The sequence below is a fragment of the Allonocardiopsis opalescens genome (assembly GCF_003002095.1).
Taxonomy (GTDB): Bacteria; Actinomycetota; Actinomycetes; order Streptosporangiales; family Streptosporangiaceae; genus Allonocardiopsis; species Allonocardiopsis opalescens.
Map to the genome: position 1 here is coordinate 509493 of NZ_PVZC01000003.1, position 14383 is coordinate 523875.

General features: G+C 75.7%; 15 protein-coding genes. 7 read left to right on the top strand and 8 right to left on the bottom strand.

The window, feature by feature from the left end; translation table 11 throughout:
• Complete coding sequence (locus CLV72_RS12420) at window positions 1–882, bottom strand: HAD family hydrolase (protein ID WP_106244875.1); 882 nt, start codon at window positions 880–882, stop codon at window positions 1–3.
• A 345-nt stretch (window positions 883–1227) separates the two neighbouring features.
• On the opposite strand from CLV72_RS12420, the gene CLV72_RS12425 reads away from it, so the two are divergent.
• From CLV72_RS12425 to hemB, 7 genes are all read left to right on the top strand, one after another.
• Complete coding sequence (locus tag CLV72_RS12425) at window positions 1228–2550, top strand: putative quinol monooxygenase (RefSeq protein WP_146159435.1); 1323 nt, start codon at window positions 1228–1230, stop codon at window positions 2548–2550.
• A gap of 347 nt (window positions 2551–2897) precedes the next feature.
• Window positions 2898–3167: a glutaredoxin family protein gene (locus CLV72_RS12430; protein WP_106244880.1), complete on the top strand. Its 270-nt coding sequence runs from the start codon at window positions 2898–2900 to the stop codon at window positions 3165–3167.
• Window positions 3168–3562: 395 nt separating this feature from the next.
• Entirely contained in the window at window positions 3563–4330 is a 768-nt protein-coding gene (locus CLV72_RS12435; RefSeq protein ID WP_106244883.1) for a redox-sensing transcriptional repressor Rex, read from the top strand.
• A complete protein-coding gene (locus tag CLV72_RS12440) occupies window positions 4327–5742 on the top strand; it encodes a glutamyl-tRNA reductase (protein ID WP_106244886.1) in 1416 nt (471 codons plus the stop codon). The genes CLV72_RS12435 and CLV72_RS12440 overlap by 4 nt, the downstream gene beginning before the upstream one ends.
• A 64-nt stretch (window positions 5743–5806) precedes the next feature.
• Window positions 5807–6745, top strand: a complete 939-nt coding sequence (gene hemC, locus CLV72_RS12445) for a hydroxymethylbilane synthase (RefSeq protein ID WP_106244889.1) — start codon at window positions 5807–5809, stop codon at window positions 6743–6745.
• A gap of 8 nt (window positions 6746–6753) precedes the next feature.
• Window positions 6754–8424 (top strand): bifunctional uroporphyrinogen-III C-methyltransferase/uroporphyrinogen-III synthase, encoded by a 1671-nt coding sequence (locus tag CLV72_RS12450; RefSeq protein WP_106244891.1) that lies wholly within the window; start codon window positions 6754–6756, stop codon window positions 8422–8424.
• The gene (hemB, locus tag CLV72_RS12455) at window positions 8421–9422 is read left to right on the top strand and encodes a porphobilinogen synthase (protein WP_106244893.1); all 1002 of its coding nucleotides are present in this window, start codon (window positions 8421–8423) and stop codon (window positions 9420–9422) included. Before CLV72_RS12450 ends, hemB begins: the two co-directional genes overlap by 4 nt.
• 108 nt (window positions 9423–9530) lie before the next feature.
• Here the strand turns inward: hemB and CLV72_RS12460 are convergent, their stop codons facing one another.
• The 7 genes from CLV72_RS12460 to CLV72_RS12490 all read right to left on the bottom strand — a co-directional run bounded on the left by CLV72_RS12460 (window position 9531) and on the right by CLV72_RS12490 (window position 14248).
• The gene (locus tag CLV72_RS12460) at window positions 9531–9824 is read right to left on the bottom strand and encodes a hypothetical protein (RefSeq protein ID WP_146159436.1); all 294 of its coding nucleotides are present in this window, start codon (window positions 9822–9824) and stop codon (window positions 9531–9533) included.
• Between the two features lie 193 nt (window positions 9825–10017).
• Window positions 10018–10344, bottom strand: a complete 327-nt coding sequence (locus CLV72_RS12465) for a DUF4333 domain-containing protein (RefSeq protein WP_106244897.1) — start codon at window positions 10342–10344, stop codon at window positions 10018–10020.
• A 301-nt stretch (window positions 10345–10645) separates the two neighbouring features.
• The gene (locus CLV72_RS12470) at window positions 10646–10975 is read right to left on the bottom strand and encodes a DUF4333 domain-containing protein (protein WP_106244900.1); all 330 of its coding nucleotides are present in this window, start codon (window positions 10973–10975) and stop codon (window positions 10646–10648) included.
• Between the two features lie 250 nt (window positions 10976–11225).
• A complete protein-coding gene (locus CLV72_RS12475; protein WP_106244902.1) occupies window positions 11226–11687 on the bottom strand; it encodes a hypothetical protein in 462 nt (153 codons plus the stop codon).
• A gap of 76 nt (window positions 11688–11763) precedes the next feature.
• Complete coding sequence (locus CLV72_RS12480; protein WP_211302836.1) at window positions 11764–12249, bottom strand: hypothetical protein; 486 nt, start codon at window positions 12247–12249, stop codon at window positions 11764–11766.
• Window positions 12250–12263: 14 nt separating this feature from the next.
• Window positions 12264–12860 (bottom strand): hypothetical protein, encoded by a 597-nt coding sequence (locus tag CLV72_RS12485; RefSeq protein WP_146159437.1) that lies wholly within the window; start codon window positions 12858–12860, stop codon window positions 12264–12266.
• A 17-nt stretch (window positions 12861–12877) separates the two neighbouring features.
• A complete protein-coding gene (locus CLV72_RS12490) occupies window positions 12878–14248 on the bottom strand; it encodes a polymorphic toxin-type HINT domain-containing protein (protein ID WP_146159438.1) in 1371 nt (456 codons plus the stop codon).
• Between the last annotated feature and the right edge of the window lie 135 nt (window positions 14249–14383).

Here is a 14383-nt window from a genome sequence, read left to right on the forward strand (position 1 = left end):
TCAGCTCTCGCGCAGCCGGCGGCTGAGCGCCACCCCGGCGGCGATACCGCAGGCCACCCCGCCGAGCAGCATGGCGGTGGGGAGCATGGCGCGGGCCGCGCTGCGGGCGCGGCGGAACTCGTGGATGGGCCAGCCCTCCTGCTCGGCGTAGCGGCGCAGGTCGCTGTCGGGGTTCACGGCGTGCGGGCGGCCGACCAGCTTGAGCAGCGGGAGGTCGTTGTAGGAGTCGCTGTAGGCGGAGCAGCGGGTGAGGTCCAGGCCCTCGCGCTTGGCCAGCGCGCGCACCGCCTCCGCCTTGGCCGGGCCGTGCAGCAGCTCGCCGACCAGGCGGCCGGTGTAGACGCCGTCGCGCGACTCGGCGACGGTGCCGAGCGCGCCGCTGTAGCCCAGGCGGCGGGTGAGGATGTTGGCCAGTTCCACCGGGGTGGCGGTGACGAGCCAGACCCGCTGCTGGGAGTCGAGGTGGCGCTGGGCCAGCCGCCGGGAGCCCTCCCAGATGCGGTCGGCCATGGTGTCGTCGAAGATGTCCTCGCAGAGGGTGACGAGGTCGCTGACCTTGTGGCCCGCCACGAAGGCCAGCGCCGCCTCGCGGGCGGCGTGGATGTGCTCGGGCTGCTCGTTGCCGCTGATGCGGAAGACCACCTGGCCCCAGGCGAACTTGGCGAGGTCGCGGGTGGTGAAGAGGTCGCGTGCGGCCAGCCCTCGGGCGAAGTGGTAGATGGAGGCGCCGCGCATCAGGGTGTTGTCGACGTCGAAGAAGGCCGCGCTGGAACTCGCGGGCTCGCCTTGGTCGAGCAGTGCCGTCGCCTCGGCTGCTGCCGCCGATGCCTCGCCGGCCACCACGGCGCGGCGTGCGGTACGGCGTCGGAATGGGCCCCTCATGGGGTCGAGCCTACGGCCCTTTTTGTTGGGGACCGCCCGAGTCCGCTCAATGCGCAGGCAAAGGGTGACGTAGATCACGTGTGATGTGGAACCCGTGCGGCCGGCCCCGCCAACGGCGGCGTCCGGCCGCTCGCGCGGGGCGGGGCGGATCGCGGGCACTGCCTGCGGGCTTCGCCGCGGCGCGCCCCCGGTCACCGGGGCGGCGGCCCCCTCGGCGGCGCGGCCGCCGGGTGCGGGGCGGCGGGCCGGGCGGCGCGGGCGCCGGCGGTGGCCCCGGGGCGTGCGGGGGCGGCGGTCGAGGCTCGGCGCTGCGCCGCAGCGGCGGGTGCAGCATTATTAGCGGTGATGCTCGGGATAGTGATCGCCTTCATCGGCGCCCTGATCGCGTGGAGCGGCACCGCCGTTCTCGGATCGCTGCTGTCCAGAGAGCCGCGACTCTCCCACGGCGGCTGGCTGGCGGCGATGGCCGGCATGGCGCTCGCGCTCAGCGCGGCGGCCGCGGGGTACGCGGTCGGCTTCAACGCGCCGATCTTCCGCTTCTACCAGCTGGGCGCGGGCCTGTTCGCGCCGCTCGCGCTGGCCTGGGCCATCGTGGAGCTGTCCGCGCCCCGGCTGCGGCTGCGCTGGGCCGCCCGCCTCGCGCTGAGCTTCCTCGTGCTGGTCCCGGCCGTGGTGCTGCTGCTCGACCCGGTGCAGGGCGCTTTCGAGGCCGCGCTGCCCACGCCCGGAGACCACTACGACCTGCTGCCCAACGCCGTGCTCACCCTGGTGCACGTCTTCGTGTGCGGGGTGATCGTGGCGGCGGTGATCCGCTTCGGGCTGCGGGTGCGCGAGGGCGCCGCCGAGATGCTGCCGGTGCTGATCGGGCTCGGACTGGCGGCGGGCGCCGCCGTCCTGCAGATCCTGGTGAGCCGGCTGGGCCTGGGCGTGTTCGGGCTGCTGCTGCTGACGGCCGCCGTCGGCCTGGTCTGGACGGTGCCCGCCCGGGTGCGCCAGGGGCTGTCGGGCGCCCGGCGCCCGGCGCGCGGCCGGCAGCGCGCGCGGCGCGGCCGCAGGGCGGCCGACGACGACGACTACGACTACGACTACGACGAGGGCACCGGCTACGTGGAGAGCGTCGGCTACGACGACGGGTACGACGACGACGGCTTCGACGACTACCGCGACGACCACGCCGGCCTGCGCGCCGAACCGGAGCCCGAACCCGAACCCGAACCCCCGCCCCCGCCGCCGCGGGGCCGTCGCCACCGCGCAGCCGCGGCCGCACCGCCGGACGCGAGCCTGAGCGCGCCGGCGGGACCGCCCGCCGCCGCGCGGCCGCCCCGGCCGCTGTACGGCATGATCACGATCTACAGCGTGCAGCCCGGGCAGAACGCGTCCTTCGACGAGATCATGGCGCAGGCCGCCGCCGAGACCGGCCGCTCCGGGCCCGACACCCTCATCTACGCCTGCCACACCGTGCCCGCCGCCCCGCAGCAGCGCATCGTGTACGCGCTCTACCGCGACCGCCCCGCCTACGAGCGCCACCTCGCCACCCCGCACATGCGCCGCTTCGCGGAGCTGTCCCGGCTCTGCGTCGCGGGCAGCAGCGTGATCGAACTCCAGCTCACCAGCGCCGAGGCCGCCCCGGACGTGCTGGCCGCCCTCGGCGTCACCGGAGGGGTCTGACCGAGTCGGCGGCTCGCGTCCCGCCCCCGGCTCGGCGGGGGCGGATTCGCCAGGCAGAGGAGCGGCGCGACCGGGTCGGGCACTTCGCCCGCCCGCGGCATCCGCCGCGGGCGCAGCATCTTTGAACCGGCCGCGCCGACCCTGCTCGACGGCGCGGCGGCCACCCTCCCGTATGGGGCCGCGGGCACCGCCGCGCAAGGCCGCGATGGCGGCTGTGGACGACTTCGGGGCGCCGGCCGCCGGGCTGTGGACGACCCGGGCTGAGCGGGCCGGCCGCGGCCGGCCCGTGGCATCGTGAACGGGCGGGACCGGCGGGCGGTCCCGTAGGAGCGAGCAGGGGAGCGGAGATGACCGGGCACGACGGGCGGGCGGCGCCGAGGATCGCGCTGCTGGGCAAGCCGGGCTGTCATCTGTGCGACGACGCCAGGAGGGTCGTCGCTGAGGTGGCCGCCGAGCTGGGTGTGGCGTGGACGGAGCGCGACCTCACCGAGGCGCCGCAGCGCGAACGCGACGAGTACTGGGACAAGATCCCGGTCGTCTTCGTCGACGGGCGGCCGCACGACTTCTGGCGGGTCGAACCGGAGCGCCTGCGCCGGGCGCTCGCCGCCGGGCGGTGAGCGCCGTGCCGACCGCACGCAGCACCCCGGCGAGCACACGCTGTGCGCGGACGACCGCACGCAGTGCGCCCGGATCGGCCGCCCGGCCCGTCGCCGCACGTCCGCGCGGTGTCGCGTCGGTCACACCACGCGGCCTAAGCCGGCCGCGCCGGCCGGGCGGCGGCCCGTCGGTGCCCACGTCGCCCCAGGTCCGCGCGGCCGGTGCTCGTGGCCCACTGTTCACCCCCGCTTTGTGCGTGCGTTCACAAGGACATAACCTGGCGGCGAGACCGGCTCACACCGCCGGCGCCCGCAGTTCCCAGGCGGCCAGCCCGACGGCTGCGGCCGCCGCGCCGCCGGGGCGGCCGGGACCGCGCGGGCCGGCGGTCCCGTCACACCGCCAGGAGTGGAACCCCGTGACACGCCCGTCTTCCCGGCCCCGCGACCGGGGCATCCCGGAGGCAACGGTCGCACGGCTGCCGGTCTACCTGCGGGCGCTGCACGGCCTCACCGACCGGGGCGTGCCCACCGTCTCCTCGGAGGAGCTGGCCGCCGCGGCGGGGGTGAACTCCGCCAAGCTGCGCAAGGACCTCTCCCACCTGGGCTCCTACGGCACCCGCGGCGTCGGCTACGACGTCGAGTACCTGATCTACCAGATCTCCCGTGAGCTGGGCCTCACCCAGGACTGGGCGGTGGCCATCGTCGGCGCCGGTAACCTTGGACGCGCGCTGGCCAACTACGGCGGATTCGTCTCGCGGGGCTTCCGGATCGCCGCCCTGCTCGACGTCCAGGAGTCCCTGGTGGGAGCGGAGGTGGCCGGGCTGAGGGTCGAGCACTCCGACCAGCTGGAGGCGGTGGTGCGGCAGCGGCGGGTGTCCATCGGGGTCATCGCCACCTCCGCCGCGGGCGCGCAGACCGTCTGCGACCGTTTCGTGTCGGCCGGAGTCACCAGCATCCTCAATTTCGCCCCGGTAGTTTTGAACGTGCCGGAGGGTGTCGACGTCCGCAAGGTCGACCTCTCCATCGAGCTGCAGATCCTCGCCTTCCACGAGCAGCGCAAGGCGGCCGGCGCCCTCGGGCCCGACTGGAACGTCTCCGTCGAGCCGCCCCCGGCCCCGCCCGAGCGCGTCGGGGGCCGGATCCCGGTCGACGCGGTCGACGCCGCAGAGGAGGAGGGCCGATGAGCGTCCTGGTCGTCGGACTGAGCCACCGCAGCGCCCCGGTGGCGCTGCTGGAGCGGGCCGCGCTCACCGGCGAACCGCTGGTCAAGATGCTCACCGACCTGCACGCCGCGTCCTCGGTGGCCGAGGTGATGGCCGTCTCCACCTGCAACCGGGTGGAGGTCTACGCCGCGGTCGACCGCTTCCACGGCGGCGTCGCCGCCGTCTCCGAGCTGCTGTCCTGGCACACCGGCATCCCGCTGGACGAACTCACCGCCTCGCTCTACGTCCACTACGAGGACCAGGCGGTGCAGCACCTGTTCTCCGTCGTCTGCGGACTCGACTCCATGGTCGTCGGCGAGGGGCAGATCCTCGGCCAGGTCCGCGAGGCGATCAAGACCGCGCAGGCCGAGGGCGTCATGGGCCGCACCCTCAACGAACTCGGCCAGCGGGCGCTGCGCGTCGGCAAGCGCGCCCACACCGAGACCCACATCGACCACGCCGGTGCCGACCTCGTCGCCCTCGGCCTCACCGTGGCGGGCCGCTCGCTGGGCCCGCTGCCCGGCCTGCACACCCTCGTCGTGGGGGCCGGCTCGATGAGCGCGCTCGCCGCGAGCACCCTGGCCAGGCGCGGCGTTACCCGCCTTACCGTCGCCAACCGCACCCACTCCCGCGCCGAGCGGCTGGCCGAGTGCCTGGGCGAGGGCTTCGAGGGCATGTCCGCGCAGGCGGTGCCCTTCGCCGAGGCCGGAGCCGCCCTCGCCGACGCCGACCTGGTGATCTCCTGCACCGGCGCGCAGGGCACCGTGATCACGGCCGACGCGGTCCGCTCCGCGCTGGCCGGCCGCCCCGAGCGTCCGCTGGTGCTGCTCGACCTCGCCCTGCCCCACGACGTCGACCCGGCCGCCGCCCAGGTGCCGGGCGCCGTTCTGGTGAACCTCGCCGAACTCCAGGCCGCCACCGCCGACCGCGGCGCCGACGCGGCCGGGCGCGCCGCCGACATCCAAGCGGTGCGCGCCATCGTCGCCGACGAGGTCGCCGCCTTCCTCACCGAGCAGCGCACCGCCCGCGTCGCCCCCACCATCGTCGCGCTGCGCGGCAGAGCCAAGCTGGTGGTCGACGCCGAGATCGAGCGCCTGCAGGGCCGGCTGCCCGGCCTGGACGACCGCACCCGCGGCGAGATCACCCGCGCGCTGCGCCGGGTGGCCGACAAGCTGCTGCACCAGCCCACCGTGCGGGTCAAGGAGCTGGCCGGCGGCCCCGGCGGCGACTCCTACGAGGCGGCCCTGCGGGAGCTGTTCGCGCTCGACACCGCCGCGCCCGACGCGGTGAGCCGCGCCCGCATCGACGACCTGCGCGCCCCGGAGGCCGCCCGGCCACCGTCCCCCCGCACCGACGCGTCCCCGGCCGGCGGCCCGCCGGACCCCCGGCCATGACGCCGGCCGGCCCCCGCCTCGCCCGCCGACCGCGCGGCGCCGCCGCGCGACGGGAGAAGAACCGATGAGTCCGACACACCGCCCCGGCGGCCCGCCGCTGCGGCTGGGCACCCGCCGCAGCCTGATGGCCACCACCCAGTCCCAGGCCGTCGCCGACGCGCTCACCGAGCGCACCGGCGCCGCCGTGGAGCTGGTCGGCGTCACCACCTACGGCGACGTCACCACCACCCACCTCGCCCAGCTCGGCGGCACGGGCGTGTTCGTCAGCGCGCTCCGCGACAAGCTGCTGGCCGACGAGATCGACTTCGCCGTCCACTCCCTCAAGGACCTGCCCACCGCGGCGCCCGAGGGCCTGGCCCTGGCGGCCGTGCCCGCCCGCGACGACCACCGCGACGCGCTGTGCGCCCGCGGCGGCGCCGACCTCACAGCGCTTCCGCCGGGCGCGCGGGTCGGCACCGGCGCGCCGCGCCGGGTGGCGCAGCTGGCCGCCATCCGCCCCGACCTCGCCTACGTGCCGATCCGCGGCAATGCCGACACCCGCCTGGGCAAGGTCGCCTCCGGCGAGCTGGACGCCGTGGTGCTGGCGCACGCGGGCCTGCGCCGGATCGGCAGGCTGGCCGAGGTCACCGAAGTCCTGGACGACGACCGGATGCTGCCCGCCCCCGGACAGGGCGCGCTCGCCGTGGAGTGCCGAGCCGACCGGCCCGACCTGGTAGAACTGCTCGGTGCGCTCGACGACCCCGCCACCCGGCGGGCCGTCACCGCCGAGCGCACCGTGCTGGCGGTGCTGGAGGCCGGCTGCTCGGCGCCGGTGGGCGCGTACGCGTCCGAGAGCGGCGGGCGGCTCGACCTGCGCGCCGCCGTGATCGCGGTCGACGGCACCGACCGGGTGCGGATGGAGATGAGCGCCGACGTCGGTTCGGCCGCCGAACTGGGGCGGGCCCTCGCCGAGCGGATGCTCGAACGGGGGGCCGACGCGCTGATGGGAGGGAAGCCACGGTGAGTTCCGCGATGGACCAGGCACCGGCAACGGATTCCGACGCCGGACGGGACGCCGCCGAGGCCGCGTCCGCGGGCACGGGCGCACGCGAGGACCGCTGGCGCTCCGGCGGCGTGTGGCTGGTGGGCATCGGCCCCGGCGACGACGAGCTGCTGACCCTGCGCGCGGTGCGCGCGCTGCGCGGCGCCGACCTGGTGCTGACGCAGCGCGAGGTCGCCTCCGAGCGGCTCGCCGGCTACCGCGAGCCGGTGCTGCGCCACTGCGCCGCCGAGGCCGAGATCGTCGACACCGGCGAGATCGGCCGGGAGGAGGCCGAGCGGCTGGCGGTGGCCGCCGCCGGCGAGGGCCGCCGGGTGGTGCGCCTGTACAGCGGCGACCCCTTCTTCTTCTGCGACGGCGCCGGCCTCGCCGCCGCCTGCCGGGCGGCCGGGGTGCCGGTCGAGGTGGTGCCGGGCGTGCCCGCCGCCACCGCCGTGGCCGCCTACGCGGGGATCCCGCTCAGCGCCGCCTCCGGCGAGGTGCGGGTGCTGGACGCCGGCGACGGCACCGTCGACTGGGAGCGGGCCGGATCCGGCACCGCCACCCTGGTGGTGTTCTTCGCCGAGCCGGTCCTCGACGACCTCGCCAAGCGGGTGCAGGCGGCCGGGCGGCCCGCCGAGACGCCGGTGGCCGTGGTGCAGATGGGCACCACCACCGAGCAGACCACCCTGGTCTCCACCCTGGGCGCGGTCGCGTCGGAGTCCCGCAAGGTGGGGGTGTCCGGCCCGGCGCTGGTCATCGTCGGCGAGGCCGTGGCGCGCCGCGACGAACTGTCCTGGTTCGAGTCCAAGCCGCTGTACGGCTGGCGCGTGCTGGTGCCGCGCACCAAGGAGCAGGCGGCCGGGCTGTCGGAGCAGCTGCGCTCCTACGGCGCGGTGCCCGAGGAGGTGCCCACCATCTCGGTGGAGCCGCCGCGCACCCCCCAGCAGATGGAGCGGGCCGTGCGCGGCCTGGTCACCGGCCGCTACCAGTGGGTCGCCTTCACCTCCGTCAACGCGGTGCGCGCCATCCGGGAGCGCTTCGAGGAGTACGGCCTGGACGCACGCGCCTTCGCCGGGGTGAAGGTCGCCGCCGTCGGCGAGCAGACCGCGGCCGCGCTGGCCGCCTTCGGCATCCGGGCCGACCTGGTGCCCGACGGCGAGCAGTCCAGCGAGGGGCTGCTGCGGGTCTGGCCGCCCTACGACGCCGAACTCGACCCCATCGAGCGGGTGCTGCTGCCGCGCGCCGACATCGCCACCGAGACCCTCGCGGCCGGCCTGGGCAAGCTCGGCTGGGAGGTCGACGACATCACCGCCTACCGCACCGTGCGCGCCGCCCCGCCGCCCGCGCCGATCCGCGAGGCCATCAAGGGCGGCGGCTTCGACGCGGTGCTGTTCACCTCCTCCTCCACGGTCCGCAACCTGGTGGGGATCGCGGGCAAGCCGCACAACGTCACCACCATCGCGGTCATCGGGCCGCAGACCGCGAAGACCGCCGAGGAGTACGGTCTGCGGGTCGACGTGCGGGCGCCGCGTGCGTCCGTGGCCGAACTGGCCGCCGCGCTGGCGGAGTTCGGCGCCGAGCACCGCCGCAGGCAGGTCGAGGCCGGCCAGGCGGTGCGCAGGCCCAGCCAGATGCGACGTGGACGGAGGAAGACCACATGAGCCGCTACGCGGACGCCGGATTCCCGCAGGCGCGGCCCAGGAGGCTGCGCCGCACCCCCGCGATGCGCCGCCTGGTGGCCCAGACCCGGCTGGACCCGGCCGAGCTGATCCTGCCGATGTTCGTCAAGGAGGGCATCGGCGAGCCGCAGCCGGTGCCGTCGATGCCCGGAGTGGTGCAGCACACCCGCGACAGCCTGCGCAAGGCGGCGCACGAGGCGACGGCGGCCGGGGTGGGCGGGCTGATCCTGTTCGGCATCCCGCAGGCCAAGGACGAGCGGGGCTCGGCGGCCGACGACCCCGACGGCATCGTGCAGCAGGCGCTGCGCGATCTCACCGCCGACCTCGGCGACGCCACCGTGCTGATGGCCGACCTCTGCCTGGACGAGTACACCTCCCACGGCCACTGCGGGGTGCTCACCCCCGGCGGCGAGGTCGACAACGACGCCACCCTGGAGCGGTACGCCTCCATCGCGGTGGCGCAGGCTGACGCCGGGGCGCAGGTGGTGGGCCCGAGCGGCATGATGGACGGCCAGGTGGCGGCGATCCGCCGCGCCCTGGACGGCGCCGGCCACACCGAGACGGCGGTGCTGGCCTACTCCGTCAAGTACTCCTCGGCCTTCTACGGTCCGTTCCGCGAGGCGGCGGAGTGCGCGCCGCGCTTCGGCGACCGCTCCTCCTACCAGCAGGACCCGGCCAATGCCGGGGAGGCGCTGCGCGAGGTGCGGCTCGACCTCGCCGAGGGCGCCGACATGGTCATGGTCAAGCCCGGCCTCGCCTACCTCGACATCGTGCGCCGCGTCGCCGACGAGGTCGACGTGCCGGTCGCCGCCTACCAGGTCAGCGGCGAGTACGCCATGGTCGAGGCCGCCGCCGCCAATGGCTGGCTCGACCGCGACCGCGCCATCATGGAGACCCTCATCTCGTTCCGCCGCGCCGGCGCGCAGCTCATCCTCACCTACTGGGCCACCGAGGTCGCCCGCCGCCTGTCGGAGTCCTGACCGGCCGCCGGGGCGGCCCCGGTCGCCCCGGCGGCCGGCCGGCCGGGATCCCCCGCAGGGCGGGCGGCGGCGTGCCGCCCCGGGTCGAGGGCGCGACCGTCCGGGAGATCACCGGAAGCGCTCCGGGACGGACCTCAGCTGCGCGTCCAGCGACCAGCCGGGCGGCCGCAGCCGCGGCTTGAACCAGCGCGCGCCCCGGCGCAGCCACTCGCGGCGGTAGCCGCGGACGCCCTCGACCGTGGCGTCCTCGAAGCCGGACTCCACCCCGCAGCACGGGCAGATCCGGAACCCGGACGGCGGGCGGGCGGCGGGATGCCAGTTCGTCTCGCCCGGGCCGTAGCCGCACACCCGGCAGTGCTCCGCCTCCTCAGCGGGCGAGGGACAGGGCGAGGACTTCCGCATGACTCCACCTCAAGGCGCGCGCAGACCGGATGTGACGGCCCCCCTCCGCACGCTCAGTCCACCATGCCGCCCACCGCCGGACCAGGGTCCGCGGGCCCACGCCCACCTGCCCCGGGCGGGGCCCGGCGGCCCGGGCCCGCCGGCACCGGAACGGGTCCGCCGGCCCGGGCCCGGCCGGGCACCTGCGGCGCGGTCAGCCGGCGGGCTGGTCGTCCACCTGGATGTCGAAGTCGACCTGGCCGCCCTCCACGGCGGACGCGGTCACCGTCACGCCGAGGGTGGTGCCCTCATGGGTGAGCTCGCAGCGGATGCTCGCCCCCACCTCCGCGGGCAGATCCTCGGGGCAGGTGACCTCCTCCGGCTCGTACCCGACCTGGGCGGCCAGCTCCGAACTCACCTGAGAGGCCACCTCGTCGGCCGACACCGCGCCACCTCCCGCGCTGAACTCGAAACTGCACGCCCCGAGCAGCAGCACTCCGGCCGCCGCCGCCGTGGCCGCGGTCCAACGGATCTTCCTCACGCCATCACCTGTTTCCCATCATCGATTGCCGTGCACGGACGTAGACGCGCCGCCCGCCGATGATGATCCACAGCTCGGCCCGAGAACCGGCCATGACCGGCTCCGGACAGCGCACCGCCGGCCGGTGCGGCGGGGCGAGGCCGGCGCGTCGCGGCAGCCGGCGGTCTAGCGGTCCGGCCTCGGTCGGACCCTCTGGGGGCCGGCCATGACGGCCCCCGTCCGCACGCTCGGTCCAGCACGCCGTCCGTCTGCTGGGACAGAGCCCGCCGACCGGGGCGGGCGGCCGCGGCTGCGCACCGGGTCAGTCCGCACCGCTCGGCCGCCCGATCGTCGCGACGGCGAGTTCATCGACCTCGCCGTCCGCCACGGACACCACGGTGGCCTGCACGCTCTCGGCGGTTCCGTCCCAGGTGACCCGGCAGACCGCGGTCGCCCCCGGCCGGGCGGGCAGGGAGCGCGGGCAAGAGACGCCGTCAGGCGGGCGGCCGTTCTGCTCGGCCAGCGCCGAGCCCACCTCGCGGGCCAGTTCGGCGGCCGGCAAGCCGCCCGCCCCGGCGCAGCCCGCGAGGCCGCCCAGGCCGAGCAGCGCCCAGGCGGCGACGGCCGCGCGCAATCTGGTCTTCGTCTCCATAACGGCTCCCCTCGCCGACCGCGGTCCAGGTACAGACGCGGCACCGCCGGGGGAGGATCCGGGTGCGGGGGAGAAGCCGGCGGCCGGACCGGTGGATCGTCGGCCGGTACGGGTAGCCGTCGCTCTCCGGGAGTCGCCCGATCGTGGTCGTCGGCCGTGTCGGGCGCCGGCGGCAGGGGCGGCGGTCCGAGGGACGGCGGCGCGGACCTCGCCGTCGGGGGCGGGACAGCCGCCGGGACCGGCACCGGTGTCACCGGAGCGCGTTCAAGCGGTCGACCGCCCGCTGGTAGGAGCCGCCGTGCCCCGGGTTCAGCCGGGTCATGGCCTCGAAGAAGGCGGCGCCGTTCACGGCGAGCGCGCGCAGCAGCTCCGCCTCGTCGGCCTCGGCCGTGCGGACATGGCCGGGCGTGCCCATGTCCAGCGCCAGCAGGATCCGGCCCGGCCGGGTGCGGGTGAGCCGGAACCGGATCGGCTGCCCGGGGAAGTACACCTGGGCGTCGCCGGTGGCGACCGCGTCGGCGGCCGGCGAGCCGATGTAGGCCCACAGCTGGTCGACGTAGTCGACCAGGCCCGGGTCCAGGACCTCGGTGCCGTCGACGACCAGGCGTATCGCCCCCTCGACGTGGTCGCCGTCGCGCAAGGGCCCCTCGAACGCGCCGACCGGGACGAGCCGGCCGCCGCCGGCCGCCAGGAAGCTCTCGATCGTGACCATCAGCCCTCCCGGTCCCGGGGCGGCGGCGCGCACGGCCGGAGGACCCCGCCGCGGCCCGCGGACGGGGCGCCGCGCCTCAGCCCGGCCCTGCGGTGCTGAAGGTGACGGTCGGGCCGTAGGCGCCGTCCTCCTCGTCGGTGACGACCACGGAGACCGCGCGCCCGGGGTAGCGCCCGGCCAGCACGCCCTGCCAGCACTCGCCGATCGCCTGGGCCAGCTGGATGGCGGCGTACTCGCCGCAGGCGTCCACGTTCACCTGGGTGAACAGGTCGAACAGCACGGTCTGGTTGACCGCGGCCTCCGCCGCCGCGACGTCGCCGTGGAGGTGGGCCGACCATACGTCCACGCCGTCGGGGCTGAAGCGGTCCTCAAGGAACACACCGCCCCGGTACTCGACGGTGGCCGGGTTGAACAGCCACGCCGCCGCGAGCACGGACAGGTAGCGCCCCGGCTCGTTGAGGTAGGCCACCGGGCCGAGGTCCGTGATCGGCGGAGTGAAGGAGTTCTGCCACTCCGCGATGGGCTCGGGCACCGCGCGGTGCCGCCACACGGGGTGGGACATGGTCACGGCGGCCCTCACGCGTCGGCGCAGTCGCGGCGGAGACGATCCCGCGCGTCGGCCACCACGGATCGGGCGAAGGGCGCATCCGCCTCCAGCGGCGGCCGCTCGGGCGGGTAGAGCTCGTCCGTCGCCCGGTCGGCGTAGGCGAGGCAGCGCAGCGCCCACAGCCGCTCGTCCTCGGACGCGGCCGCGTCGTGCAGGTCGAGGAGCGCGGTCAGCAGCGTGCAACTGGCCGCGCCGCGCAGGTGCTCGGCGGCGGCGGAGCACGCCGACACGCGCACGTCCCCGGTCTCGTCCCACGGGACGCCGCGCACCAGCCGGTCGACCTCGGCCTCGCACGCGGCGACCGCGTGCCAGCGGCGGCCCACGATGCGCAGGCAGTGGATCAGTTCGTCGGGGTCGCGCGACTCGCGCAGCGTCCGCCGGACCAGCGGCAGGTGCGCCGCCGCGGAGCCGGCGTAGTAGAGCACCCGCAGCGCGGTCCGGCGGGTCTGCGGGTCCGTGCCGGACGCGATCGCGGCCGCGGCCGCGTCGACCCCGGCGGCGTCCAGGCGGCCGCGCCTGGCGCGCAGCGCCAGCTCCTCCATCTCCTCAGCCGTCGAGGGGGACATGTGACCACCGACCTCCGTCACTGCAGTGCGAGAAACTCGTCGAGCGTGCCGGTGTACGCCGTGCTGCGGGTGGGCGCGTTCTCGTTCAAGATGATGATCACGCCTCGTTCGGAGTCGTACCAGGCCGACCGGCCGTTGCGGAGGTTCGGCTGCCGCAGCGCGCCCGACCCCTCGCGCATCTGGCCGGCCAGGTACTCGGTGAACTCGTCGTTGTTGGAGAAGCCCAGCTCCCGGGCGCGGTTGGAGTGCTGGGCGATGAGGGCCGCGTCCTCTTGGAGGAAGAACTCCTCGTCCGTCATGTCGTCCGGTCGGTCGTCGTCCGGCCGATCGTCGTCCGGCGGGCACATGACGGTGGTGTTGTGCACGAGCAGGTCGGTGGAGCCCGCCGTGACGTAGTAGGTGTGGTGCTCGGCGACCGTGAGGTTGTGCACCCGCTGCGGCCGTACGCGCGTGTCGAGGGACTCCACGGCGACCTGGCCGCCGCCGGGCACGGTGAGGCGGTCGCCGACCTCCAGTTCGGCGGCCCCGACCCACTCCCCGTCCTCCTGCAGCCAGAAGGGGTGGGTGTCGGTGGCGGTCAGGGTGCCGCCGCCGGCGACGCCCACCTCCACCAGGATCTTGATCCCCGACGTGGTGATGAGGTCGGTGACGGGCTCGGCCGAAGTGCGGCCGGTGGCCGGATCGGTGGCGAGCACGTGGTCGCCCACCTCGACGTACTCGATAGGGACCCGGCTCCCGTCGGCGAGCAGCACGGGGGTGCCGGGGACGAAGCTGGACCGGCGGCGGCAGGCGTCGCGGGCGTCGTCCAGCCGCTCGCGGGCCTGTTCGAGTTCGCGGCGGCGGTCCAGGAAGCGGTTGGCCAGCCGCCAGATGGTGGGCAGCCGCCGGGCCAGCTTGAGCGCCTTGGTCCACGGCACCAGGTCGATCAGCGCGGTGATGCAGGCGATGATGTCGCCCTCGGTGAGGCAGGCCTCGATGTCCTCCAGCGGAATGGCCAGCTCGACCAGTTCGAGGAGGATGTCGTCCCAGACCTCGTCCATGGCGTCCTCGGCGTCGGCGTGCGCCTCCTCCGCCGCCTGGAGTTCGTCGGCCGCGTCCTGGCCACCGCTGGAGTCGCCGCCGCCGGGGTCGTCGGAGCCGGGGCCCTCAGTGCCGTCGGTGCCGTCGGCGCCGGAGCCGTCGCCGGGCTCCTCGCACTCCGCCGCGTTGTCGGGGTTCTGGAAGAGCCGGCACAGCCCGGCCTCGGTGCCGTCGGCGACGCGGGCGGGCAGGCCCGAGGCGATGAGGATGCCGACGAGGGCCGCGGCGACCGCGATCAGCGCCGCGTACTCCAGGGCCGAGGCGCCGGTCTCGTGGTGGCGGCGCGCACGCCACACCCATCGGTTCACCAGGGCACCCCGTAGCTGGGCTCGGACTCGGTAGGGCATCAGCGTACTGCTCGCACCCGCCCCGGCTTAAGGGTCCCTGAGCCCATTGGCGGGCCCGGAACGGGCCCAGGGCGGCCGTCGCGCTCGTGGGGCCGA